The 21,606-nt window shown below is 64.8% G+C and carries 17 protein-coding genes; 10 read left to right on the top strand and 7 right to left on the bottom strand.

Going from position 1 to position 21,606, the window contains the following annotated elements; all coding sequences use genetic code 11:
• Positions 1 to 162 precede the first annotated feature (162 nt).
• Together ABIA45_RS14925 and ABIA45_RS14920 are read left to right on the top strand one after the other, a co-directional pair.
• Positions 163 to 2,529 (top strand): RND family transporter, encoded by a 2,367-nt coding sequence (locus tag ABIA45_RS14925; RefSeq protein WP_271545280.1) that lies wholly within the window; start codon positions 163 to 165, stop codon positions 2,527 to 2,529.
• 73 nt (positions 2,530 to 2,602) lie between these two features.
• A complete protein-coding gene (locus ABIA45_RS14920) occupies positions 2,603 to 3,385 on the top strand; it encodes a class I SAM-dependent methyltransferase (protein WP_404542458.1) in 783 nt (260 codons plus the stop codon).
• A gap of 18 nt (positions 3,386 to 3,403) precedes the next feature.
• On the opposite strand, the gene ABIA45_RS14915 is transcribed toward ABIA45_RS14920, so the two are convergent.
• Both ABIA45_RS14915 and ABIA45_RS14910 read right to left on the bottom strand, forming a co-directional pair.
• The gene (locus ABIA45_RS14915) at positions 3,404 to 4,237 is read right to left on the bottom strand and encodes a hypothetical protein (protein WP_404652587.1); all 834 of its coding nucleotides are present in this window, start codon (positions 4,235 to 4,237) and stop codon (positions 3,404 to 3,406) included.
• 91 nt (positions 4,238 to 4,328) lie between these two features.
• Entirely contained in the window at positions 4,329 to 4,826 is a 498-nt protein-coding gene (locus ABIA45_RS14910) for a hypothetical protein (RefSeq protein WP_157281367.1), read from the bottom strand.
• Positions 4,827 to 5,284: 458 nt separating this feature from the next.
• On the opposite strand from ABIA45_RS14910, the gene ABIA45_RS14905 reads away from it, so the two are divergent.
• From ABIA45_RS14905 to ABIA45_RS14880, 6 genes are all read left to right on the top strand, one after another.
• Positions 5,285 to 5,518 carry a hypothetical protein gene (locus tag ABIA45_RS14905; RefSeq protein ID WP_025035011.1) on the top strand — a complete coding sequence of 78 codons (234 nt, stop codon included), beginning with the start codon at positions 5,285 to 5,287 and terminating at the stop codon, positions 5,516 to 5,518.
• A 190-nt stretch (positions 5,519 to 5,708) separates the two neighbouring features.
• On the top strand, positions 5,709 to 6,593 hold the full coding sequence (gene hpnC / locus ABIA45_RS14900) for a squalene synthase HpnC (protein ID WP_404652586.1): 885 nt from the start codon (positions 5,709 to 5,711) through the stop codon (positions 6,591 to 6,593).
• Positions 6,583 to 7,422 carry a presqualene diphosphate synthase HpnD gene (gene hpnD / locus ABIA45_RS14895; protein WP_057027142.1) on the top strand — a complete coding sequence of 280 codons (840 nt, stop codon included), beginning with the start codon at positions 6,583 to 6,585 and terminating at the stop codon, positions 7,420 to 7,422. Before hpnC ends, hpnD begins: the two co-directional genes overlap by 11 nt.
• Positions 7,422 to 8,678: a hydroxysqualene dehydroxylase HpnE gene (gene hpnE / locus ABIA45_RS14890; RefSeq protein ID WP_404652584.1), complete on the top strand. Its 1,257-nt coding sequence runs from the start codon at positions 7,422 to 7,424 to the stop codon at positions 8,676 to 8,678. Before hpnD ends, hpnE begins: the two co-directional genes overlap by 1 nt.
• Positions 8,679 to 8,742: 64 nt before the next feature.
• Positions 8,743 to 10,695 (top strand): squalene--hopene cyclase, encoded by a 1,953-nt coding sequence (gene shc, locus ABIA45_RS14885; RefSeq protein WP_404542451.1) that lies wholly within the window; start codon positions 8,743 to 8,745, stop codon positions 10,693 to 10,695.
• Positions 10,629 to 11,441, top strand: a complete 813-nt coding sequence (locus tag ABIA45_RS14880) for a phosphorylase (protein WP_404652583.1) — start codon at positions 10,629 to 10,631, stop codon at positions 11,439 to 11,441. The genes shc and ABIA45_RS14880 overlap by 67 nt, the downstream gene beginning before the upstream one ends.
• A gap of 167 nt (positions 11,442 to 11,608) precedes the next feature.
• Here ABIA45_RS14880 and hpnH read toward each other — a convergent pair whose 3' ends face one another.
• Both hpnH and ispH read right to left on the bottom strand, forming a co-directional pair.
• Positions 11,609 to 12,769 (bottom strand): adenosyl-hopene transferase HpnH, encoded by a 1,161-nt coding sequence (hpnH, locus tag ABIA45_RS14875; RefSeq protein ID WP_128262668.1) that lies wholly within the window; start codon positions 12,767 to 12,769, stop codon positions 11,609 to 11,611.
• Positions 12,770 to 12,805: 36 nt separating this feature from the next.
• Positions 12,806 to 13,732: a 4-hydroxy-3-methylbut-2-enyl diphosphate reductase gene (gene ispH / locus ABIA45_RS14870; protein ID WP_157281381.1), complete on the bottom strand. Its 927-nt coding sequence runs from the start codon at positions 13,730 to 13,732 to the stop codon at positions 12,806 to 12,808.
• A gap of 454 nt (positions 13,733 to 14,186) precedes the next feature.
• On the opposite strand from ispH, the gene ABIA45_RS14865 reads away from it, so the two are divergent.
• Positions 14,187 to 16,775, top strand: coding sequence for an MMPL family transporter (locus ABIA45_RS14865; protein ID WP_271545274.1), 2,589 nt, complete (start codon positions 14,187 to 14,189; stop codon positions 16,773 to 16,775).
• Here the strand turns inward: ABIA45_RS14865 and ABIA45_RS14860 are convergent.
• A complete protein-coding gene (locus ABIA45_RS14860) occupies positions 16,743 to 17,405 on the bottom strand; it encodes a DUF2147 domain-containing protein (protein WP_198399633.1) in 663 nt (220 codons plus the stop codon). The two genes, ABIA45_RS14865 and ABIA45_RS14860, sit on opposite strands and share 33 nt — an antisense overlap.
• A gap of 141 nt (positions 17,406 to 17,546) precedes the next feature.
• On the opposite strand from ABIA45_RS14860, the gene hpnO reads away from it, so the two are divergent.
• Positions 17,547 to 18,938 (top strand): aminobacteriohopanetriol synthase HpnO, encoded by a 1,392-nt coding sequence (gene hpnO, locus ABIA45_RS14855; RefSeq protein WP_404652582.1) that lies wholly within the window; start codon positions 17,547 to 17,549, stop codon positions 18,936 to 18,938.
• Positions 18,939 to 18,976: 38 nt separating this feature from the next.
• On the opposite strand, the gene ABIA45_RS14850 is transcribed toward hpnO, so the two are convergent.
• Complete coding sequence (locus ABIA45_RS14850) at positions 18,977 to 19,858, bottom strand: alpha/beta fold hydrolase (RefSeq protein WP_404652580.1); 882 nt, start codon at positions 19,856 to 19,858, stop codon at positions 18,977 to 18,979.
• 12 nt (positions 19,859 to 19,870) lie between these two features.
• On the bottom strand, positions 19,871 to 21,490 hold the full coding sequence (locus tag ABIA45_RS14845; protein ID WP_271545271.1) for a GMC family oxidoreductase: 1,620 nt from the start codon (positions 21,488 to 21,490) through the stop codon (positions 19,871 to 19,873).
• Between the last annotated feature and the right edge of the window lie 116 nt (positions 21,491 to 21,606).

The following is a 21,606-nucleotide window of genomic DNA, read 5'->3' as shown; positions in this document are numbered from 1 at the left end:
GCCGGGCCTGCTTGCGAAAAGACCTGTTGACCTGCTAAACCGCTGCCGGCGATTTTCCGCGCATTTTCAAAGGGCAAGCCTCCCATTGGTATGGCGTTTTCAAGCCGTTCGCGCGGCGCGATAAGCTCGCAAGGCCGAGCCGATTTAGGAACTGGATAAGGCATGCTCGAAAAGCACAGCGAGAATGAGGTTCATGTCGACAAGGTCGAGCAGGGACCTACGTCCTCCATCGCCTTCGGGCTGGAGCGGCTCGGGCTGATCGCCGTTCGGGCCCCGATCGTCTCCTGCATCGTCCTGCTCGCGTTGATCGTCGGCGCGGTGTTCGGGATCTACCGGATCAAGATCGACGATTCGCTGTCGCAGCTGTTCCGCTCCGACAGCCGCGAATTCCGCCAGTACGAAGAGGTGACCAAGAAGTTCCCGGCGGAGGAGTTCGATGTCCTCGTCGTGGTCGAGGGCAAGACCCTCCTGGAACGCAGCAACCTCGAGAAGCTGCGCGACTTCGTCACCGACCTGCAGCTGGTCGAAGGCACCCGCGGGCTGGTCTCGCTGTTCTCGGCGCGCCAGGCGCCGGCCCCCGGCAAGCTGCCGGCGGCCCTGTTCCCGGCCGAGCTGCCCGAGGGCGCGGCCTATGACAAGTTCATCGAGACCGTCAAGAACAACGAGATCATCCGCGGCAAGTTGCTGTCGGAGGACGGCACGCTGGCGTTGATCGTGCTGTCGCTCGATCCCGAAGTGGTCGGCTCCAACAAGCTGACCAAGACCGTCGGCGACATCCGCGCGCTGATGAAGGAGGATCTCGGCGACACCGGGCTCAACGTGCAGCTCTCGGGCGTGCCGGTGATGCAGCTCGAGATCCGCAATGCGGTCGAGCGTGACGGGCTGACCTACAACATCCTCGGCATCCTCGCCGGCTGCATCATCGCCATCATCTTCTTCCGCAAGATCTCGTTCATGATCGCCGCGGCATTCCCGCCGATGATAGCAATCCTGCTGGCGCTCGGCGCGCTCGGCTGGGCCAATTTCAATCTCAACATGTTCCTGAACGTGATGACGCCGCTCATCATGGTCATCAGCTTCTCGGACTCGATGCAGCTCACCTTCGCCGCGCGCGACCGGCTGATCGCGGGCCAGGACAAGTTCACCGCGTTCAAGAACGCGGTGCTGGTGGTGGGCCCGGCCTGCGTGCTGACGCATGGCACCGCCGGCATTTCCTTCATCGCGCTGATGTTCTCCGACTCCGACCTGATCCGCAAGTTCGGGGAGGCGGGCCTTGCCGCCACCATCATCGCGCTGGTCGCGGTGCTGTCGCTGGTGCCGGTGTTCGGCGTCCTGTTCGTGCGCAACGAGAAGGTCTTCGCGGTCAAGTTCCAGGGTGCGGACGCCGGTGTCCAGGCGCTGCGCAATTTCTGCTACTGGATCGCGGTGCGCATGGTCGGCCGGCCCGGCCTGTTCAGCCTGATCGCGGTGCTGTTCGTCGGCGGCCTCGGCGTCATCTATGCCAATCTGGAGCCGCGCTACCGGCTCGCCGACCAGGTGCCGGACAAGCGCCAGGCGGTTGCTGCCAGCGATCGGCTCGATGCCAAGCTCACCGGCGCCAATCCCGTCAACGTGCTGATCGTGTTCCCCAAGGGTGAATCGCTCTATTCACCGCAAACGCTCCAGACCATCGCCGAGGTGCATGCGACGGTCGAGAAGTCCGCAGGGGTCGGCAACGTGTGGTCGCTGGAGACGCTACGCCGCTGGCTGGCGGAGAAGGCCGGCAGTGCCGATGTCGCGACGCTGAAAGAATATGTCAGCGTCATCCCCGAGCACCTGGTGCGGCGCTTCATCGACGCCGAGCAGGACGCCGTGGTGGTGGCCGGCCGCGTGCCGGACAAGGATTCCAGCCAGCTCCTGCCGATCGTCGACAAGCTCGATTCCGAGCTCGACGCCGTCCGCAAGAAGCATCCCGGCTATGAGATCGCCGTGACGGGTCTCGCCGCCATCGCCGCGCGCAACTCGGCCAACATGATCGAGAAGCTGAACCACGGCCTCACGATCGAATTCGCGCTGGTCGCGATCTTCATCGGCCTCGCCTTCCGCTCCTGGGTGGTGACGCTCGCCTGCATCCTGCCGGGCATCTTTCCGGTGGTGATGTCGGGCACGGTGCTGTGGGCGATGGGCGAGGGCCTGCAATTCGCCAGCGTCGTCGCGCTGACCGTCTCGTTCGGACTTGGCCTCTCCGCCACCATCCACTTCCTCAACCGCCTGCGGCTGGAGAACAAGCCGGGCGTCGGCTCGGCGCTGGCGGTGGAGCGGGCGACCGTGCTGGTGGGACCTGCGCTGATCCTGACCACGGTGGTGCTGGCCTGCGGCCTCGTCGTCACCGTGTTCTCCGACCTGCCGTCGCTGCGGCTGTTCGGTTGGCTCAGCGCCTTCTCGATGGTGATGGCGCTCGTCGCCGACCTCTTCATCCTCCGGCCGACGGCGATGTGGCTGATCAATCTGCACGCCAAGCTGCACGGCCCGGACAAGCAGGCGATCTGAGTGGCTTCATCCACCGGACATGGAATCGGCGCAGTCTGAATGACTGCGCCGGAGTTCCGGTCGGGGACGAATCATGCAGTACGACGGCTCCATCGTGGCGTTTCAACAGAAGCGAGGCGGTGATTCAGCTGCTTTTTTCGTCCCGTTCCTGACATCGGGTATGACCCTGCTCGACGCGGGCTGCGGGCCCGGCACCATTACGGCAGCGCTGGCGGACCACGTCGAAAAGGCCGTCGGCCTCGATATCGAGCCGACGGCCATTACCGCCGCCAATCGGCTCGTGTCGGCGGCGGGCTCGACCAATCTGGCCTTTGTCGAAGCCGATATGACGGCGCTGCCGTTCGCAGATGGAACGTTCGACGCCGTGTTCTTTCACGCGGTGCTCTACCATCAGAGCCGGGAGATATTGGCGCGAACGCTGGCCGAAGCGCGCCGCGTGCTGAAGCCGCGCGGTCTCGTCGCAACGCGCGATGCCGACGTCGGCGGCAACGTTCTTTATCCTGAAATCGACGGCGTGCGGCTCGCGCTCGATCTCTGGCAACGCTGGTACCAGCACGACGATCCGGAGGCGCTTCGCTTCGGGCGCCGGCAGGGCTCCATCCTCCGAGCCCACGGCTTCGCGCCGGTCTGGGCCGGTGCAAGCTACGTCAACCACGGTGCCGATGCGCAGACCCGCAGCGAGGCCGTTGCCGATGCGCGGCGGAGCCTGCTGGACCTAGGACCGCAACTCGTGGGCAGTGGGCTCGCGACAGACGATGAGATCCGGGCCGCGCTTGCCGGATGGGAGGCTTGGGAACGCGATCCGGACGCGGTCTATTTCCGATGCCGGTGCGAATGCATCGCGCGAAAGGACTGATCCGGCGCGGTTCGGCCCTCACGCCTCGACCCGGACGATCCCGTAGGGATTGAACTTGAAGTCGCCCTCGGCGTAGTCCTGCTCGCGCGACAGCGCGAGCTTGCGGTCGCGCAGCGTTGCCTCGATGCCGCGCTCAGCCATCGCGTCCGCGATCTCGTCCATCAGCTTCACCGCGTTCCGGTCGCTGCCGCGCGATCGCGCGACATAGATATCCGGCAGTCCGACGAGGTGGAAGCCGACGCTTTCGTTGTAGGTGTCGCCGGCAAGCGGACGCTTGGCGAAGGCGAGGCGGCAGGATCGGCCCATCGCTGGCGTGACGGTAAGGCCCTGGTTCGTGTTTGCGGCGGCCTTGCACTCGCGGGCCAGTTGCCGCCATCGCGCCAAGCCGTGGGCAACGCCCGCGCTTTCTCCTTTCACGGCTGTGGCGCCGGCCTCGATCATCTCCTCGACAATTCGCAAGGCGGCAGCTGAATAGGCGACCGTCTTGTGCTGCTCCATCGACGGGCTCAACACGTAGAGGACCGCTTTGTGATTGAGTACGGCCATTTCGTCCGCCTCGGACCACGCTTTCGGAAAGACGCGGTCCCAGCACACACCGAAAGAGCGCTCCATGTGCGGATCTGGATTGGCTTGCGAATAGGTGCGGTCGATCTCGAAGCCGAAATCGGCGATCGTCTTCGCCACCGCCTTCGGCGGATGCAGCAGGCTTTCATTCTTGCCGAGGAAGCAGAGCACGTGACGCGGCTTCACGGACGAAGGCTGCATGTTCGCTCCCTGCTGCTCGCTGGCGAAGGCGCGGCTGGCCACGAAGAGCCCGGCGGCCTTCAGCAGATGTCTGCGGATCGGGTCCATCTCAGCAAATCCAGCCGGTCAGTTCGTGTCAGCAAAAAGCCCCCGGCTCGCGAGAGCCGGGGGCATGTTCCACATTGCGTGCGAAAGGCCGTCAGCCCTTCGTCATCGTGATGTTGACGCCGCGGATCTCGCCCTTGGACGAGATCTGCACCGTCTGCTTGGTGCCGTTGGTGCGCAGCGACAGGTTGGCGGCAAAGCCGTTGGCCTCGACGAAGACCTCGATCTGGCCGCCGCCGGCGGTGCCCTGGAGATTGCCGAAGATGTTGCGGCTGGACTCGCTCCAGTTGCCGGAGATGCGGTCGCCCTGGCTCGTCACGTCGCTGGTGAGGTTGAACTTGTAGCTGTCGGAGGCGCAGCTCAGCGCCTGCTTCAGGTTGAGGCCGCTGCCGGCGACCTTATAGTCCGCCTTGCAGCGAATGCGCTCGGTGGAGCCGTCGGACAGCGACACCGTGCCGGTTCCGGTCCACGCGCCGTCGAAACCGGCAAACGGTCCGGACGACTGAGCGTGGCTTGCCGATGCCGAGAAGAGCAGCGCCGCCCCGATGCCGGCCGCCTTGATTGCCAGTCCAGATCGCCCAAAGAATGTCATCTCGAATATCCCCGTTTTGGAACGACGTTCGCTTCGATCGAGAACGTCTCGCCACATCGAAAGTTTAGTGCTCCGAGCAAGTCGCAGGTTCAAAGCCCGGCGACCAGAGACGGCGGTTCACGCGACCCCGCCGTGCTTCCAGGGCCGCGATTTGCCGCGTTTCGTCATGTTTCCGGCAGCCGACGACGGGCGAAGAGATGCAGCGCGGCAACAGGTCTGCATTAAAACGCGATGCTCCAGAATTATGACGTAGTATCAAGCCCTTACATCTGCCAATGAAGGCGCGGGGAAGACCTGATTCGGCGAGGGCGGCGCCAATTTGGCCGCATTTGCCAGTGCTTGTGCCTTCTCTGAGGCCGCTACAAGCGGCGACTTGCCATCAGAACCAATCCGTTCCGGCCATCCGCCCTGCGCAGTCCGGGATCGGTGCGATTCTGCCGTCAGAATGAAGGAATACAATGCGCAATCTTCTCGTCGCTCTCACCCTGCTGTCGGCCTCCCTTTCGACGGCGGCGTTCGCCCAACAAGGGCGTGGCACGGACGCCGAGCAGAAGGCCTGCACCCGCGATGTGCAGAAGTTCTGCCGCCCGGTCATCGACCAGGGCGATTTCACCATCCTGGCCTGCCTCAAGGAGAACCGGGCCAAGATCTCGCAGGCCTGCGACCAGGTGCTGAAGAACCACAATCAATAAACTCGGCCATTGGCCTAGAAAGGCGGCCCTTGGCCGCTTTTCCGGGCCCAATCTGAAGGGGCAGCCATCGACGGACAGGATTGGTTTTGCGGGCGTATTCCCCTATATGGGGGCCGCGGCGGCGTCGCCGGCGTGAGCCCGCCCGAGCGAAAAAGTCCTTCCTCTCCAAACGATTGTAAACCAGCCCTCGATGACCTCTGCGAGCGAATTGCGATCCGGCAAAGGTGACCGCGACGAGAATTTTCCCGTCGCGTCCTGGATCATTCATCCGCGTCATCGCGCCCTGATCCTGGCCTATTACAATTTCGTCCGCACCGCCGACGACATCGCCGATCACGCCACGCTCCCCCCCGACCAGAAGCTCGCTTATCTCGATCTGCTCGAGGCGGAACTGCTCGGCAAGGGTGACACCCAGCCCGAGGCCGTCAGCTTGCGCCGCGCGCTGGCCGAGCGCGGCATGGCGCCGCGTCATGCGCTCGACGTGCTGATCGCCTTCCGCATGGACGTGACCAAGCTGCGCTATGAGACCTGGGACGAGGTCATCCATTATTGCCGCTACTCGGCGATGCCGGTCGGCCGCTTCATGCTCGACGTTCACGGCGAGAGCACCTCGACATGGGCCGCCTCGGACGCGCTCTGCGCGGGCCTTCAGATCAACAATCACCTGCAGGATTGCGGCAAGGATTATCGCGAGCTCAATCGCGTCTATCTGCCACGCGATGCGCTGGCAGCACACGGCGCCTCCGTCGAGCAGCTCGGTCTCGCGCAGTCGCCGCCGGCGATGCTGGCCTGCCTGCAGTCGCTCGCCGCACGCAACGAGGAGCTGCTCGGGGAGGGCAGGTCGCTCGCAGCCGAGATCCGGGATTTCCGTCTCGGCGTCGACGTCTCCGTCATCCAGGCCTATGCCGACCGCATCGTGCGCCTGCTCAAGGTACGCGATCCCTTGCGGGAGCGCGTGCATCTGAACAAATTCGAGCTGCTCGCCTTCAGCCTCGCCGGAATCATCGGCGAAGTGGGCCGCCGTGCGATCCGTCGCAAGGCCATTTCCAGACCGGGGACTGCCCATGACGCTTGAGGCGACCACGCCCGGCGCCAATTACGGCTCGACCGCATCCGGCAGCTCGTTCTATGCCGCGATGCGCATCCTGCCGCGTGATCAGCGCGAAGCCATGTTTCAGATCTACAGCTTCTGCCGCCAGGTCGACGACATCGCCGATTCCGACGGCCCGCGCGACGAGCGACTCGCCGCACTTCAGGAATGGCGCAACGATATCGACGCGCTCTATCAGGGCCATCCGCCGCCGCGGCTGAAGGACTATGTCGCCTCGGTGAAGACCTTCGGGCTCAAGCGGGAGGATTTCCTCGCCATCGTCGACGGCATGGAGATGGACGTGCCGCAGGACATCCGTGCGCCCGACATGGCGACGCTGGATCTGTATTGCGACCGTGTCGCCAGCGCCGTGGGGCGGCTGTCGGTGCGCGTGTTCGGCATGCCCGAGGAAGACGGCATCCTGCTCGCGCACCACCTTGGCCGCGCGCTGCAGCTCACCAACATCCTGCGCGACATCGACGAGGACGCCGGCCTTGGCCGGCTCTATCTGCCGCGCGAGGCGCTGCTGCATGCCGGCATCACCTCTGATGATCCGAACCGCGTGATCGCCGAGCGCGCGCTGCCGAAGGTCTGCATGCCGCTGGCGCAGCGCGCCAAGGTGCATTTCGAGAAGTCGGACGAGATCATGAACCGCAACAGGCGCCGCGCCGTGCGCGCGCCGCGGATCATGTCGAAATATTACCATTCCATTCTGGACCTCCTGATCGCGCGCGGCTTCACCGCGCCGCGCGAGCCGGTGCGTGTGTCGAAGATCACGCGCATCCTGATCCTGCTCCGTTACGCTTTCATCTGATGCAAAACACAGCTCACATCATCGGCGCTGGAATTTCCGGCCTCTCCGCCGCCGTGCGGCTCGCCAATTCCGGCTTCAAGGTCGCCGTGCACGAGGCGACGCACCAGGCCGGCGGCCGCTGCCGGTCCTATTTCGACGGCGCCACCAATCTCACCATCGACAACGGCAATCATCTGCTGCTGTCGGGCAACAGCCATGCGCGCGCCTATGCGCGCGCGATCGGCACCGAGGCGGGCCTGGTCGGCCCCGAGCGGGCGCAATTTCCGTTCGTCGATATCAAGACCGGGCAGCGCTGGCAGATCGATCTCGGCGATGGCCGGTGGCCGACCTGGGTGCTCGACGAAAGCCGCCGCGTGCCCGACACCGGCCTTTCCGATTATCTCAAGCTGGCGCCGCTGATCTGGGCGTCGGAGGAGACGCTGGTCGGCAAGTCGATTCCGACCGAGGGCATCCTCTATCAGCGCCTGGTGCAGCCGCTGCTGCTGGCAGCTCTCAACGTCGATCCGCCCGAGGGCTCGGCCGGGCTCGCCGGCGCGATCGTGCGCGAGACGCTGCTTGCGGGCGGGCAGGCCTGCCGTCCGCTGATTGCGCGCGACGGTCTCAGCGCGGTTCTGATTGAGCCCGCCGTGAAGTTTCTGCAGGAGCGTGGTCACACCGTTCAGCTCGGCCATGAGCTGCGCTCGTTCGTCAGCACGGACGGCAAGGTGACCGCGCTGAATTTCGGCGGCGAGGATTTGATCCAGCTCGGCGCGGGCGATGTCGTCGTGATGGCGGTGCCGCCGCGCGCGGCAGCCAACCTGCTGCCGGGGCTGAAGACGCCGACCGAATTCCGCGCCATTGTGAACGCGCATTTCCGCTTTGAGCCGCCGCCTGGCTCGGCGCCCATCCTCGGCGTGATCGGCGGCGTGGTGGAATGGCTGTTCGCGTTCCCGAACCGTCTGTCGGTGACCATCAGCAATGGCGACCGCCTGGTCGACATGCCGCGCGAGGAACTGGCGCAGACGATCTGGAACGAGGTCTGCCAGGCGGGAGGTGTCTCCGGCGAGCTGCCTCCTTGGCAGATCGTGCGCGAGCGCCGCGCCACATTTGCGGCGACGCCGGCCCAGAATGCCCTGCGTCCCGGGCCGGTCACTGCGCTGAAAAACCTGTTCCTCGCCGGCGACTGGACTGCTACGGGATTGCCAGCAACCATCGAGGGATCGGTCCGGTCGGGTGACCGCGCCGCCGATCTGGTTCTGGCCGCCAAAGAATCCTGAAAGGCGGCCCGACGGGCAATTGTCCCGGTCAACTTTCAATCGAGTATCGGAGCAATCGAGCGACATGGATTCCGTGACCGCGACCAGCCGCGAAGCTTTGGAATCGAGCATTGCGTCGGCCACCCAGGGCATCCTCGGCTTCCAGCAATCCGACGGCCATTGGGTGTTCGAGCTCGAGGCCGACTGCACGATTCCGGCCGAGTACATCCTGCTGCGCCATTACCTCGCCGAGCCGGTCGACACCGTGCTCGAGGCCAAGATCGGCAACTATCTGCGCCGCATCCAGGGCCCCCATGGCGGCTGGCCGCTGGTGCATGACGGCGAGTTCGACATGAGCGCCAGCGTGAAGGCGTACTTCGCGCTGAAGATGATCGGCGACTCCGTCGACGCGCCGCACATGGTGCGCGCGCGCGAGGCGATCCACGCTCGCGGCGGCGCGATCAACAGCAACGTCTTCACCCGCTTCCTGCTCGCGACCTTCGGTGTCGTGACCTGGCGCGCGGTGCCGGTGCTGCCGATCGAGATCGTGCTGTTGCCGTTCTGGTCGCCGTTCCACCTCAACAAGATCTCCTATTGGGCGCGCACCACTATGGTGCCGCTGATGGTGATCGCCGCGCTGAAGCCGCGCGCAAGGAATCCGAAAGGCGTCGGCATCGACGAATTGTTCCTGCAGGACCCGCGCTCGATCGGCATGACCGCCAAGGCGCCGCACCAGAGCATGGCCTGGTTTCTGTTGTTTCGTTCGCTCGATGCGATCCTGCGCGTGATCGAGCCGCTGTTTCCGAAGAGTCTGCGCAAGCGCGCGATCGACGCCGCGCTCGCCTTCACCGAGGAACGGCTCAACGGCGAGGACGGCATGGGCGCGATCTACCCGCCCATGGCCAACATCGTCATGATGTACGACGCCCTCGGCAAGGACGAGAACTTCCCGCCACGCGCGATCACGCGCCGGGGCATCGACAAGTTGCTCGTCATCAAGGACGACGAAGCCTATTGCCAGCCCTGCGTCTCTCCGGTGTGGGACACGACGCTCACCGCGCATGCGCTGCTGGAGGCCGGCGGTGACAAGGCGGTGCCGGCCGCCAAGCAGGGCCTCGACTGGCTGATCCCGAGGCAGGAGCTCGAGGTGAAGGGCGACTGGGCAGTGAAGCGGCCCGACGTGCGCCCGGGCGGCTGGGCCTTCCAATACAACAATGCCCATTATCCCGATCTCGACGACACCGCCGTCGTGGTGATGTCGATGGACCGCATGCGCCGGGAGCACGGTGCGGCCGGCTATGACGACGCGATCGCCCGCGGCCGGGAGTGGATCGAGGGCATGCAGAGCGACGACGGTGGCTGGGCCGCCTTCGACGTCAACAACCTCGAATATTACCTCAACAACATCCCGTTCTCGGACCATGGCGCGCTGCTCGATCCGCCGACCGAGGACGTCACGGCGCGATGCATCTCGATGCTGGCCCAGCTCGGTGAGACCGCCAAGACCAGCAAGCAGGTGGCCGCCGGGGTCGCCTATTTGCGGAAGACCCAGCACCCGGAAGGGTCCTGGTACGGCCGCTGGGGTATGAACTTCATCTATGGAACCTGGTCGGTGCTGTGCGCCCTCAACATGGCCGGCGTCGACCACAAGGACCCCATGATCCGCAAGGCGGCGGCCTGGCTGACCTCTATCCAGAACGACGACGGCGGCTGGGGCGAGGACGCCGTCAGCTACCGGCTCGACTACAAGGGTTGGGAGGCCGCCCCCTCGACCGCCTCGCAAACGGCATGGGCCTTGCTTGCCCTGATGGCGGCAGGCGAGGTTGATCACCCGGCCGTCGCCCGCGGGGTGGAGTACCTGATTGCAACACAAGACAAAAAAGGACTGTGGGACGAGCAGCGGTACACCGCCACAGGCTTCCCCCGCGTGTTCTATCTACGTTATCATGGTTACCCAAAGTTCTTTCCGCTGTGGGCGTTGGCGCGGTATCGGAACTTGCGGAACACCAACAGCAGGGTGGTAGGGGTCGGAATGTGACTTTGGGGACGGGGGACTATTTTACCGTGGGTCAGGCCATCGACCCGCGGCCGATACTGATCGTGACCGGATTGGTGCAGGAGGCCCGCATCGCGGCCGGGCCCGGAATGGCGGTCATCTGTTCATCCAGCAGCCCGACCCAGTTGCGGGCGCTTCTGACGGTGGTGGATCCTGAGACGATTCGCGGCGTGATCTCATTCGGCGTGGCCGGCGGGCTCGACCCGAGCTTGCGCTCCGGCGACGTCGTGCTGGCGACTGAAGTGCTCTCCGGCGACACCCGCTGGGCCGCCGGCCTGTCGCTCGGCGACGAGCTGATCGAGCGCCTGACCTCCGGCCGCCGCCGCGTCGTGCGCGGCAGCCTCGCCGGTGCCGAGGAAGTGGTCACGAAGCGCTCCTGCAAGGCGGCCCTGCACTCCGAGACGGGGGCCGCCGCGGTCGACATGGAAAGCCACATCGCCGCGGCCTACGCCGCCGAGGCCGGGCTGCCCTTCGCCGCGGTCCGCGTCATCAGCGACCCCGCCCACCGCGCGCTGCCGGCGCTGGCCCGCGCCGCGATCAAGCCGAACGGCCAGATCGACCTCGGAGCCGTGCTGCGCGGCATCGTGCGCAATCCGGCAACGTTGCATGCCCTGGTCTCGACCGGCATCGACTTCAACCGCGCCCTGCGGTCGTTGCGCGGCTGCCGCGATTATCTGATCGGGACGGAGTTCGTCGAGAGCGAGGCCTTGGTGTCGAAGGCGGCGTGAGCGGGGTCTTCGATCTGAGAATAAAGAAAAGGCCCGGTCGCGCGACCGGGCCTTTTTCGTTCGGTGTCTGTAGCCCGGATGGAGCGAAGCGTAATCCGGGGCCTTGCTACATGGAGAGACCATCCCGGATTTCGCTTGCGCTCCATCCGGGCTACGGGCTCTGCGTTTTACGCTGCCGTCGACGCCTTCTGCGCTGCTTTCGCCTGCGCAGCCGCAGCTTCGTCCTTGCGGATCTCCGAGAGCTTCTTCTGGACCTGCTCGGAGAAGATGTACTGCGCCGGGCGCTGCTTGGAGAGGTCGATTTCCGGCGCCATCGGGCCGCTCGTCCGCACGCCGCGCAGCGCCACCCACATCGCCTTCAGCGGGTTGTTGAGCGCTGCGGTCGCAGCCGTGGGCTCGTAGCCGCAATGGGCCATGCAGTCGGCACACTTCTCGTACTTGCCGGTGCCGTAGGAATCCCAGTCGGTGGTCTCCATCAGCTCCTTGAAGGTCTTCGCGTAGCCTTCACCGAGCAGGTAGCAGGGCTTCTGCCAGCCAAAGATGTTGCGCGCGGGCATGCCCCACGGGGTGCATTCGTATTCCTGGTTGCCGGCGAGGAAGTCCAGGAACAGTCCGGAATGCATGAAATTCCACTTCTTGCCCTTGCCCATCGCAAAGACGTCGCGGAACAGCTTTTTGGTCTTGGTGCGGTTGAGGAAGTGCTCCTGGTCCGGCGCGCGCTCATAGGCGTAGCCCGGGGACATCGAGACGCCGACGCCGAGCTCGGTGGTGAGGTCGAGGAATTTGGCGATCTCCTCGGCCGGGTGGCCGTCGAAGATGGTGGCGTTGACGTTGACGGTGAAGCCGCGCGCCTTGGCCGCCTTGATCGCCGACACCGCGCGGTCGAACACGCCCTTCTGCGACACGGCCTTGTCGTGGTGGTCGCGCAGGCCGTCGAGATGCACCGAGAAGAACAGATAGGGCGAGGGCTCGAACAGATCGAGCTTCTTCTCCAGCAGCAGCGCGTTGGTGCAGAGCGAGACGAACTTCTTGCGCTCAACGAGGCCGCGCACGATCTCGCCGATCTCCTTGTGAATCAGCGGCTCGCCGCCGGGAATGGCGACCATCGGCGCGCCGCACTCGTCGGCGGCGTCCCAGCACTCCTGCGCCGTCATGCGGCGGTTGAGGATCGCATCGGGATAATCGATCTTGCCGCAGCCGACGCAGGCGAGGTTGCAGCGGAACAGCGGCTCCAGCATCAGCACGAGCGGATAGCGCTTGCGGCCAAGCAGTTTCTGCTTGAGCAAATAGCCGCCGATACGCATTTCCTTGAAGAACGGGATGGCCATTACAGGTTTCTTTCTGGGCTTTTTAATTCGGGTGGGTCAGCTCGCGGCCAGTTGGGCCGGAAGCCGGAATTCGATGTTTTCCTCGCGGCCCGGCAACACCGAGACCTTTACCGGTCCGATCCGCCGCATCGCTTCGATCACGTCATCCACGAGTACCTCGGGCGCCGAAGCGCCGGCCGTGACGCCGACGGTCCTGGCATCCTTCAACCACTCCGGATTGAGCTCGCTGCCGTCGGCAATCAAATAACTCGCGACGCCGGCCTCAGTGCCGATTTCGCGGAGCCGGTTCGAGTTCGAGCTGTTGGCAGCGCCCACCACCAAGATCACGTCGACCAGCTTGCTCAAATCCCTTACCGCAGATTGGCGGTTCTGTGTCGCATAGCAGATATCCCGGATATCCGGACCTTGAATGTCTGTAAAGCGGGCCTGAAGGGCCGCGATGATGTCCTTGGTGTCGTCGACCGACAGGGTGGTCTGGGTGATGTAGGCCACTGGCGTATCCGCCGGCAGGGTCAGCGCCTTAACCTCTTCAACGCTCTGGACAAGCTGCACCGGCCCCGGGACCTGGCCCATCGTGCCCTCGACCTCGGGATGGCCGGCATGGCCGATCAGGATCAGGGTGCGGCCCTTGCCGATGTAGCGCTTCCCCTGATTGTGAACTTTCGTGACCAGCGGGCAGGTGGCATTGAGCACCGGAAGGTCGCGCGCGGCGGCCTCTTCCTCGACGCTACGGGCGACGCCATGGGCGCTGAACACCGTCACCGCCTTCGGCGGTACCTCGGAGAGTTCCTCGACGAAGATGGCGCCTTTGGCCTTCAGGCTCTCGACGACGTATTTGTTGTGCACGATCTCATGGCGCACGTAGACGGGCGGGCCGTACTTCTCCAGCGCCCGCTCCACGATTTCGATTGCTCGCACCACCCCCGCGCAGAAGCCGCGCGGTTGCGCCAGATAAACTTCCATTGGACGCCCCTCACGCAAGTTGCACCAATCCGCTCTTTGCAGTCCCCAAGCGGCACTCCGATACTGACCAATGAGTTGCAATATCCGCACCATTGGTTCGCGCCTGCGGTAGCCACCCACCCCTGTGGACGGCTCCGGCGCATGGAGGCGCAATACTTTGTGTCAAAAAATCGGCGGTAGGGGAAGGTGGAACCGCTGAGGGGGGCGTCAGAGGTATTTTAGTAGGGATTGCGGTATGCCTACGTGCGCGACATTCCTGCATAGTCCTTCGTCACGTTCCCGCCTCAACTCCCTGGCTATACCGGCCGCCCCGCATGATTTTGCCACGGTCTCCCGCCGTTTACCTCGAACCTTCTGGCGGCGAGAACCACCCAAAACAGCAATAGGTTTCGGCCGGGAACTCCGATAAACAGCGGGCGTTTCCGGCAAGCTGTTAACCGCAGAAAGAAAAGAAGTGCTGCAAAGCGTCGTCGTTGCCATCGTCAGGGCCTGCACCCGGTTTGCCTCCCTCGTAGTCGTTCTCGGGCTCCTGCTGTCGGTGGGGGCGGGCTATTACGCTGCGCGCCACTTCGCCATCAACACCGATATCAACTCGCTGATTGCCCAGAATCTGGACTGGCGGCAGCGTGACCAGCAATTCGACAAGGCGTTCGATCAGAACGAAATGATCCTCGCTGTGGTCGAGGCCAGGACGCCGGAAATGGCGAGCGCCGCGGCAGACGCGCTCTATGCCAGGCTGAAGGACGACAGGACCAACTTCCACTCGATGCAGCAGCTCGGCAGCGGCGCGTTCTTCGAGCGGAACGGCCTGTTGTTCCTGCCGACCGAGGAGGTCGGCAAGATCACCGGCCAGTTCGAAGCCGCCGCGCCGCTGATCGAGATCATGGCCGGCGATCCCTCGATCCGCGGCCTGACCGGGGCGCTGGAGACCGGCCTTGCCGGCGTCAAGCGGGGCCAGGTCAAGCTCGACAGCACCGAGCGGCCCTTCAACCTGATCGCGCAGACAGTCGAGACCGTGCTCAACAAGGGCAACGCCAGCTTCTCCTGGCGCGAACTCGTCAGCGACGAGCCGCTCAAGGACTCCGACAAGCGCACCTTCATCGAGTTCAAGCCGATTCTCGACTACAACGCGCTGGAGCCCGGCAAGGATGCGACCGACGCGATCCGGAAAGCGGCGGCGGATCTGGATTTTGCTGGCAAATACCAAGCGCGGGTGCGGCTGACCGGCCCGGTGCCGATCGCCAACGAGGAATACGCGACCGTTCAGGAGGGCGCTGTCGTCAACGCCGTCGGCACGATTCTCGTCGTGCTGGTCATCCTATGGCTCGCGCTGCATTCGTCGAAGATCATCTTCGCGGTGTTCGTCAATCTGTTCGTCGGCCTGGCGATCACGACAGCAGCCGGCCTGATGATGGTCGGATCGTTCAACTTGCTGTCGATTGCGTTCGCGGTGCTGTTCGTCGGCCTTGGAGTCGATTTCGGCATCCAGTACAGCGTCCGCTACCGCTCGGAGCGCTACAAGCACGACGATCTCGCCGGCGCGCTGGTGCTGGCAGCCAAGCGCTCGGCGGTGCCGCTGTCGCTGGCGGCGATGGCGACGGCCGCGGGCTTCCTCTGCTTCATGCCGACCGACTACAAGGGCATCGCAGAGCTCGGCCAGATCGCCGGCGTCGGCATGCTAGTGGCGTTCATCTCGTCGATCACCGTGCTGCCGGCGCTGCTCAAGCTTTTGAACCCGCCCGGCGAGCCGGAGCCGGTCGGGTACGCCTTCCTGGCGCCGCTCGACCACTTCCTCGAAAAGCACCGCGTGCTGATCGTCGGCGGCACGCTGCTGCTCGCGCTCGGCGGCCTGCCGCTGCTCTACTTCATGAAGTTCGACTTCAACCCGATGAACCTGCGCAATCCGCACGCCGAGTCGATCGCGACCTTCCTCGATCTGCGCAAGGATCCGAACACCGGGGCCAATGCCGTCAACGTGATGACGACGTCGGAAGAGCAGGCGAAGCAGGTCGAGGCGAAGCTGGAAAAGGTGCCTGAGGTGCTCAGGGTGATGTCGCTCGACAGCTTCGTGCCGCAGGACCAGCCGCCGAAGCTGAAGCTCATCGCGCAGGGCGCCAAGGTGCTGAATCCCGCCCTCAACCCCGATCAGATCGATGCGGCGCCGACGGACCAGGAGAATGTCGAATCGCTGAAATCTTCGGTCGACAATCTGCGCCGGACGGCGGGCGACGCGAAGGGCCCTGGCGCTGTCGCCTCACGCCGTCTCGCCGGCGCGCTCGAAAAGCTCGCCAGTGCCGACGAGGCCACACGCAACAAGGCGCAGGACGTGTTCGTCACGCCATTGAAGATCGTGTTCGATCAGCTCCGCAACGCGATGCAGGCCGGGCCCGTCACACTGAACTCATTGCCGCCCGAGCTCGTCAGCGCCTGGAAGAGCAAGGACGGCATCATCCGTGTCGAGGCGCTGCCCAAGGGCGATCCCAACGACAACGATACGCTGCGCAGATTTGCGGCAGCGGTGCTCCAGGCCGAGCCGACTGCGATCGGCGGGCCGGTCTCGATCCTGAAATCCGGCGATACCGTCGTGAAGGCGTTCATCCACGCCGGTATCTATGCGCTGCTGGTGATCGGGCTCCTGTTGTGGATCACGCTCCGTCGCTTCGTCGACGTGCTGATGACGCTGGTGCCGCTTCTGGTTGCCGGCGTGGTGACGCTCGAGATCTGCGTGTTGATCGGACTGCCGCTGAACTTCGCCAACATCGTCGCGCTCCCGCTGCTGCTCGGTGTTGGCGTGGCGTTCAAGATCTACTATGTCGTGGCCTGGCGCTCGGGCAGGACGAACCTGCTCCAGACCAGCCTGACGCGCGCGATCTTCTTCAGCGCGCTGACCACGGCGACCGCGTTCGGCAGCCTGTGGCTGTCGAGCCATCCCGGCACGTCCAGCATGGGCAAGCTGCTGGCGCTCTCGCTGGTGACGACGCTCGCCGCCGTGCTGCTGTTCCAGCCGGCCCTAATGGGCAAACCCCGCAATCTCAGGGAGTAGGCAGATGTCGCCGACCGGGTCGGCGGCGCCCTTCTGACCGGGCTTGGCTGCGCCGGCGGCCTTGGGAGCAGCAGGTGCAGGCGTGGTGGTGCCGCTCCCGGCTTGGGCTGCTTGGGCCCCTTGCCCCGCTTGCCCCCCTTGGGGCTTCGGCGCAGTGCCGCTGGATTTCGCTGCGCCCTTGGCCATGGCGTTGGCAGGGCTCGAAGGGATCGGCGGGCCGACCCGGGTCCAGGTTTCGCCGCCGCAGAGGAAGCCCATGACGCAGCCCTTGATCTCGAGCTGGTCGGGACCGGCCGGCGTGATGGTCGCGCTGTAGAGCTGGCCGTCGTTGGCGTTGTAGACCTGTCCTTCCCACTGATCGACGCCGGGCTTCTTCTTCATGTCGATCAGGGTTGCCATGCCGAGCGTCGGCCTGTTCTTTTTCGAGGCGTCCGGATTGTTCTGGTCGCGTCCGCCGGGCTGTTTTTCCCAGGAAACCGCGCCCCACATGCTGCCATAGCATTGGGCGACGCGAATGTTGGCAACGCCGTCGGCGACCCGCCAGTCGCCGGTCGGATCCGCGGCGAGCGCGGGCGTCAGGCCGGCGTAACCGCCAGCCAGTATTAGTCCGGTGTAAAGGGCCAAACGCATGTGTGTTCCTTGGCAGTGCAACATGGTCTAAAGCTGTGCTTGCGAAGATGGTCCGAAAAAGGGCAAAAGGCCGCACAGACCGTTTTCAGCAACGGTCCGTTTTCAGTTGACGAGACGGCCCTCAACCGAAGTATGTAGCGGATGCACAGCCCAAATCCAGACATGTCTCAGCTATTCGCGGACCGTCAGGCCCAGCGCAGCACCCTGCATAACCGGTATCTGAACGAGCAGTTCGTCCGGGTTCTCAAGACCATCGGCTACGATGTCGGCTTTCAGAAGGGGCATGGGCAGTATCTCTACGACCGCGAGGGCGCGCGCTACCTCGACCTGTTGTCCGGCTTCGGCGTGTTTGCGATCGGGCGCAATCATCCGGTCATGCGCGAGGCGCTCAAGAGCGTGCTCGATGCCGACCTGCCCAACCTCGTCCAATTCGACGTCTCGACGCTCGCAGGTGTGCTGGCCGAGCGCCTCCTGAAATACGTTCCCTATCTCGACAAGGCGTTCTTCGCCAATTCCGGCGCCGAATGCGTCGAGGCCGCGATCAAGTTCGCGCGCGGCGCGACGGGGCGTCCCGGCATCGTCTATTGCGCCCACGGCTACCACGGGCTGACCTACGGCGCGCTGTCGCTGACCGGCGATTCGAATTTCCGTACCGGCTTCGAGCCGCTGCTGCCGGGCTGCACCGCGATCCCGTTCAACGACCTGGCCGCGCTGGAAAAGGCGCTGGCCTCGCGCGAGGTCGCCGCCTTCGTCGTCGAGCCGATCCAGGGCAAGGGCGTCAACATGCCCAGCGACGAGTTCCTGCCCGGCGCGGCCGCACTCTGCAAGAAATACGGCACGCTGTTCGTCGCCGACGAGATCCAGACCGGCATGGGCCGCACTGGCCGCTTCCTGGCGGTCGAGCATTGGAACGTCGAGCCCGACATGGTGCTGCTGTCGAAGTCGCTGTCGGGCGGCCACGTGCCGGTCGGCGCCGTGCTGACGCGCAAGAGCATCTTCGACAAGATCTTCAACCAGATGGACCGCGCGGTGGTGCACGGCTCCACCTTCTCCAAGAACGACCTCGCGATGGCCGCGGGCATCGCCACGCTCGACGTCATGGAATCGGAGAAGCTGATCGATGCAGCCGCCAAGCGCGGTGCCGAGCTGCGCCTCGCGCTGACGCGCATGGTGCCGGGCTACGAGCTGCTCAAGGAAGTCCGCGGCAAGGGCCTGATGATCGGCATCGAATTCGGCCCGCCGAAATCGTTGCGCCTGCGGGCCTCCTGGAACGTGCTGGAGACCGCCAACAAGGGCCTGTTCTGCCAGCTCATCACCGTGCCGCTGTTCAAGGATCACAAGATCCTGACGCAAGTCGCCGGCCACGGCAGCCACACCATCAAGCTGCTGCCGCCGCTCACCATCACCGAGGAAGATTGCAGCTGGATCGAGAAGGCGTTCGACGACGTGATCGCCGGCAGCCATAAGGTCCCCGGTGCGATCTGGTCGCTCGGCAAGACGCTGGTGGACAACGCGGTGCGGCGATCGGCCTAGAGACGATCGCTCAAGCCGCCTCGGTCCGCGGCCGAAACTTATTTGCCAAACTCGAGCACGGCTTCCACCACGTGCTCCGGCATTTCCTGCGCGACGCAGTGGCCGGCATTCTCGAAAACCCACGTGGTCACGCCCGGAATCAGCGACACAGCGCGTCGCGCCATCTCCTTGTAGATTGGACCCGACTTCGCCGCTGTAGTGACGCGCACCGGACAGTCTAGCTTGGTGAGCGAGGCAAACGGATTGCCGCGGGCATCGCCAATGTAAACCTGCTCCATCGCCTCGTAGATGGGAAGCAAGATCGCTGCTTCGATTTTGGGCGTGCAGCAGAGCCGGATACGGCCGTCATCCAGGGGCGCGAAGCCGTGGCGCACATACGCCCGTAGCGAGGTTTCGGTCCAATCGGCAAACGCCGGTGCTGCGCGGTAACGTTCGAACACTACGTCGGGACTGTCGAACTCGGCGCGTCGGCGCAGCGTGCCCTGCACGCGGGCGAGCGATTCTTCGCTCAATCCTCCGGAGCGCGACGCGCGCGGGTCCATGATGGTCGGCTCCATCACGAACAGGCGTGCGAAACGACCAGGCAGGAGTTTCGCAGCGAGAAGGAGATCGGTCGCACCCGCGCTGTGACCGATTCCATAGATGTCGCGGAGATCGAGCGTATCGACCACTCGGCAGATGTCGTCAGCGTAATCAAGGAAGTGATAGGCGCCGGGTTTGTGGCTTGCGCCATGACCGCGTCGGTCGAGTGCATAGACGGTATAGGTCGAGGCAAGCTCGCGCGCGACCTCATCCCAGACGGCGGCGACGAAGCCGGTGCCGTGTGCGAGCAGGGCAGGCGGCTTGCCGCTCTCGCCCCATTGCAGGATGGCGATGTTGGCCTCAGCCGGGCCGATCGAGAAGCGGTGCGGGTCGATCATGGTGGCAAGATGCTACTTCGCATCCTCCAGGATCATGGTCGCACCCTTCTCCGCGATCATCGCGGTCGGCGTGTTGGTGTTGCCCGAGGTGATCGTCGGCATGATCGAGGCATCGACGATGCGCAGGCCGTCGAGGCCGTAGAATCGCAACCGCTCGTCCACCACTGCCATTGGATCGTTCGCCGTGCCCATCTTCGCGGTGCCGACGGGATGGAAGATGGTGGTGCCGATGTCGCCGGCGGCTTTCGCGAGGGAGGCATCGTCGTCGCCGACGGAAGGGCCGGGCAGATATTCGCTGGGGCGATATTTGGCCAGCGCTTTCTGCTGCATCAGGCGTCGCGTGGTGCGGATGGCGTCGGCGGCGACCTGGCGGTCGTCGTCGGTCGACAGGTAATTTGGCGCGATGATCGGCTTCTCGTCCGGGCTCGCCGAACGAAGGCGCACGTTGCCGCGCGAGGTCGGCTGCAGATTGCACGCGCTCACCGTGATCGCAGGGAAACGGTGCAGGGGATCGCCGAACTTGTCGAGCGAGAGCGGCTGCACGTGGAATTGGATGTTGGCGCGGGCGCGCGTCGCATCCGAGCGGGTGAAGATGCCGAGTTGCGACGGTGCCATGGTCAGCGGGCCGCGGCGGCGGAAAGCGTAGTCGAGCCCCATCAGGCCGCGGCGCAACAGATTGTAATAGGTCTCGTTCAGCGTGCGCACGCCCTCGACCTTGTAGATCGCGCGCTGCTGCAGGTGATCCTGCAGATTGCGCCCGACGCCGGGCTTGTCCATGACGATGTCGATGCCGAGCGGCGACAGCCAGTCGGCCGGTCCAATGCCGGAGCGATGCAGCACCTGCACCGAGCCGATGGAGCCTGCCGAGAGCACCACCTCGCGCTTTGCGCGCGCCTCGATGATCTCGCCGTTCTGGATGAAGCGCACGCCGACGGCGCGGCCCTGCTCGATGATGAGGCGGTCGACCAGCACGTGCTTCTCGAGCCGCAGATTGGGGCGCCTCAAGGCCGGCTTGAGGAAGCCGCGCGCCGAGGACCAGCGCCGGCCGCGCTTCTGGTTGACGTGGAAATAGCTGGTGCCTTCGTTGTCGCCGGTGTTGAAATCCGGGATGCGCTTGATGCCCATCTCCTCGGCGGCGTCACCGACCGCGTCGAGAATGGCCCATGACAGCCGCGGTGCCTCGATGCGCCAGCCGCCCCCGGCGCCGTGATGCTCGCTGGCGCCGAGGAAGTGATCCTCGAGGCGTTTGAACAGCGGCAGCACGTCGTCGTAGCCCCAGCCGGTCAGCCCAAGCTGGCGCCAATGATCGTAGTCGGCAGCCTGTCCGCGCATCGAGATCATGGCGTTGATCGCCGAGCAGCCGCCGATCACCTTGCCGCGCGGATAGGCCAGCGAGCGGCCGTTCAGGCCGGGCTCGGCCTCGGTCTTGAACATCCAGTCCGAACGTGGATTGCCGATGGCGAAGAGATAGCCGACCGGAATGTGGAACCAGATCCAGTTGTCATCGCCACCAGCTTCAAGGATGAGAACGCGGTTGCCTGGGACAGCCGACAGCCGATTGGCGACGATGCAGCCCGCGGTGCCGGCTCCGACGACGATGTAGTCAAACTCACCTTCAAGCCGCCTCGGCATTCTGCGTCCACCCGGATTCTCTTTGCTTTCCGTTTAATAGGCAGACGCAGCCGACCGGGACAAGCCCGGCCATGCCAAGTGAACAGGGCTAGACCCCGATTGCCGGCGGTTGGGTG

This window comes from Bradyrhizobium sp. USDA 336, from assembly GCF_044908355.1.
GTDB lineage: Bacteria > Pseudomonadota > Alphaproteobacteria > Rhizobiales > Xanthobacteraceae > Bradyrhizobium > Bradyrhizobium yuanmingense.
This window is presented reverse-complemented; position numbering and strand designations above follow the sequence as displayed.

Excerpts from the sequence above, each read along its gene's own strand:
- ABIA45_RS14925 (WP_271545280.1), top strand. The coding sequence starts at position 163 with ATGCTCGAAAAGCACAGCGAGAATGAGGTTCATGTCGACAAGGTCGAG.
- ABIA45_RS14920 (WP_404542458.1), top strand. The coding sequence starts at position 2,603 with ATGCAGTACGACGGCTCCATCGTGGCGTTTCAACAGAAGCGAGGCGGT.
- ABIA45_RS14915 (WP_404652587.1), bottom strand. The coding sequence starts at position 4,237 with ATGGACCCGATCCGCAGACATCTGCTGAAGGCCGCCGGGCTCTTCGTG.
- ABIA45_RS14910 (WP_157281367.1), bottom strand. The coding sequence starts at position 4,826 with ATGACATTCTTTGGGCGATCTGGACTGGCAATCAAGGCGGCCGGCATC.
- ABIA45_RS14905 (WP_025035011.1), top strand. The coding sequence starts at position 5,285 with ATGCGCAATCTTCTCGTCGCTCTCACCCTGCTGTCGGCCTCCCTTTCG.
- hpnC (WP_404652586.1), top strand. The coding sequence starts at position 5,709 with ATGACCTCTGCGAGCGAATTGCGATCCGGCAAAGGTGACCGCGACGAG.
- hpnD (WP_057027142.1), top strand. The coding sequence starts at position 6,583 with ATGACGCTTGAGGCGACCACGCCCGGCGCCAATTACGGCTCGACCGCA.
- hpnE (WP_404652584.1), top strand. The coding sequence starts at position 7,422 with ATGCAAAACACAGCTCACATCATCGGCGCTGGAATTTCCGGCCTCTCC.
- shc (WP_404542451.1), top strand. The coding sequence starts at position 8,743 with ATGGATTCCGTGACCGCGACCAGCCGCGAAGCTTTGGAATCGAGCATT.
- hpnH (WP_128262668.1), bottom strand. The coding sequence starts at position 12,769 with ATGGCCATCCCGTTCTTCAAGGAAATGCGTATCGGCGGCTATTTGCTC.
- ispH (WP_157281381.1), bottom strand. The coding sequence starts at position 13,732 with ATGGAAGTTTATCTGGCGCAACCGCGCGGCTTCTGCGCGGGGGTGGTG.
- ABIA45_RS14860 (WP_198399633.1), bottom strand. The coding sequence starts at position 17,405 with ATGCGTTTGGCCCTTTACACCGGACTAATACTGGCTGGCGGTTACGCC.
- hpnO (WP_404652582.1), top strand. The coding sequence starts at position 17,547 with ATGCACAGCCCAAATCCAGACATGTCTCAGCTATTCGCGGACCGTCAG.
- ABIA45_RS14850 (WP_404652580.1), bottom strand. The coding sequence starts at position 19,858 with ATGATCGACCCGCACCGCTTCTCGATCGGCCCGGCTGAGGCCAACATC.
- ABIA45_RS14845 (WP_271545271.1), bottom strand. The coding sequence starts at position 21,490 with ATGCCGAGGCGGCTTGAAGGTGAGTTTGACTACATCGTCGTCGGAGCC.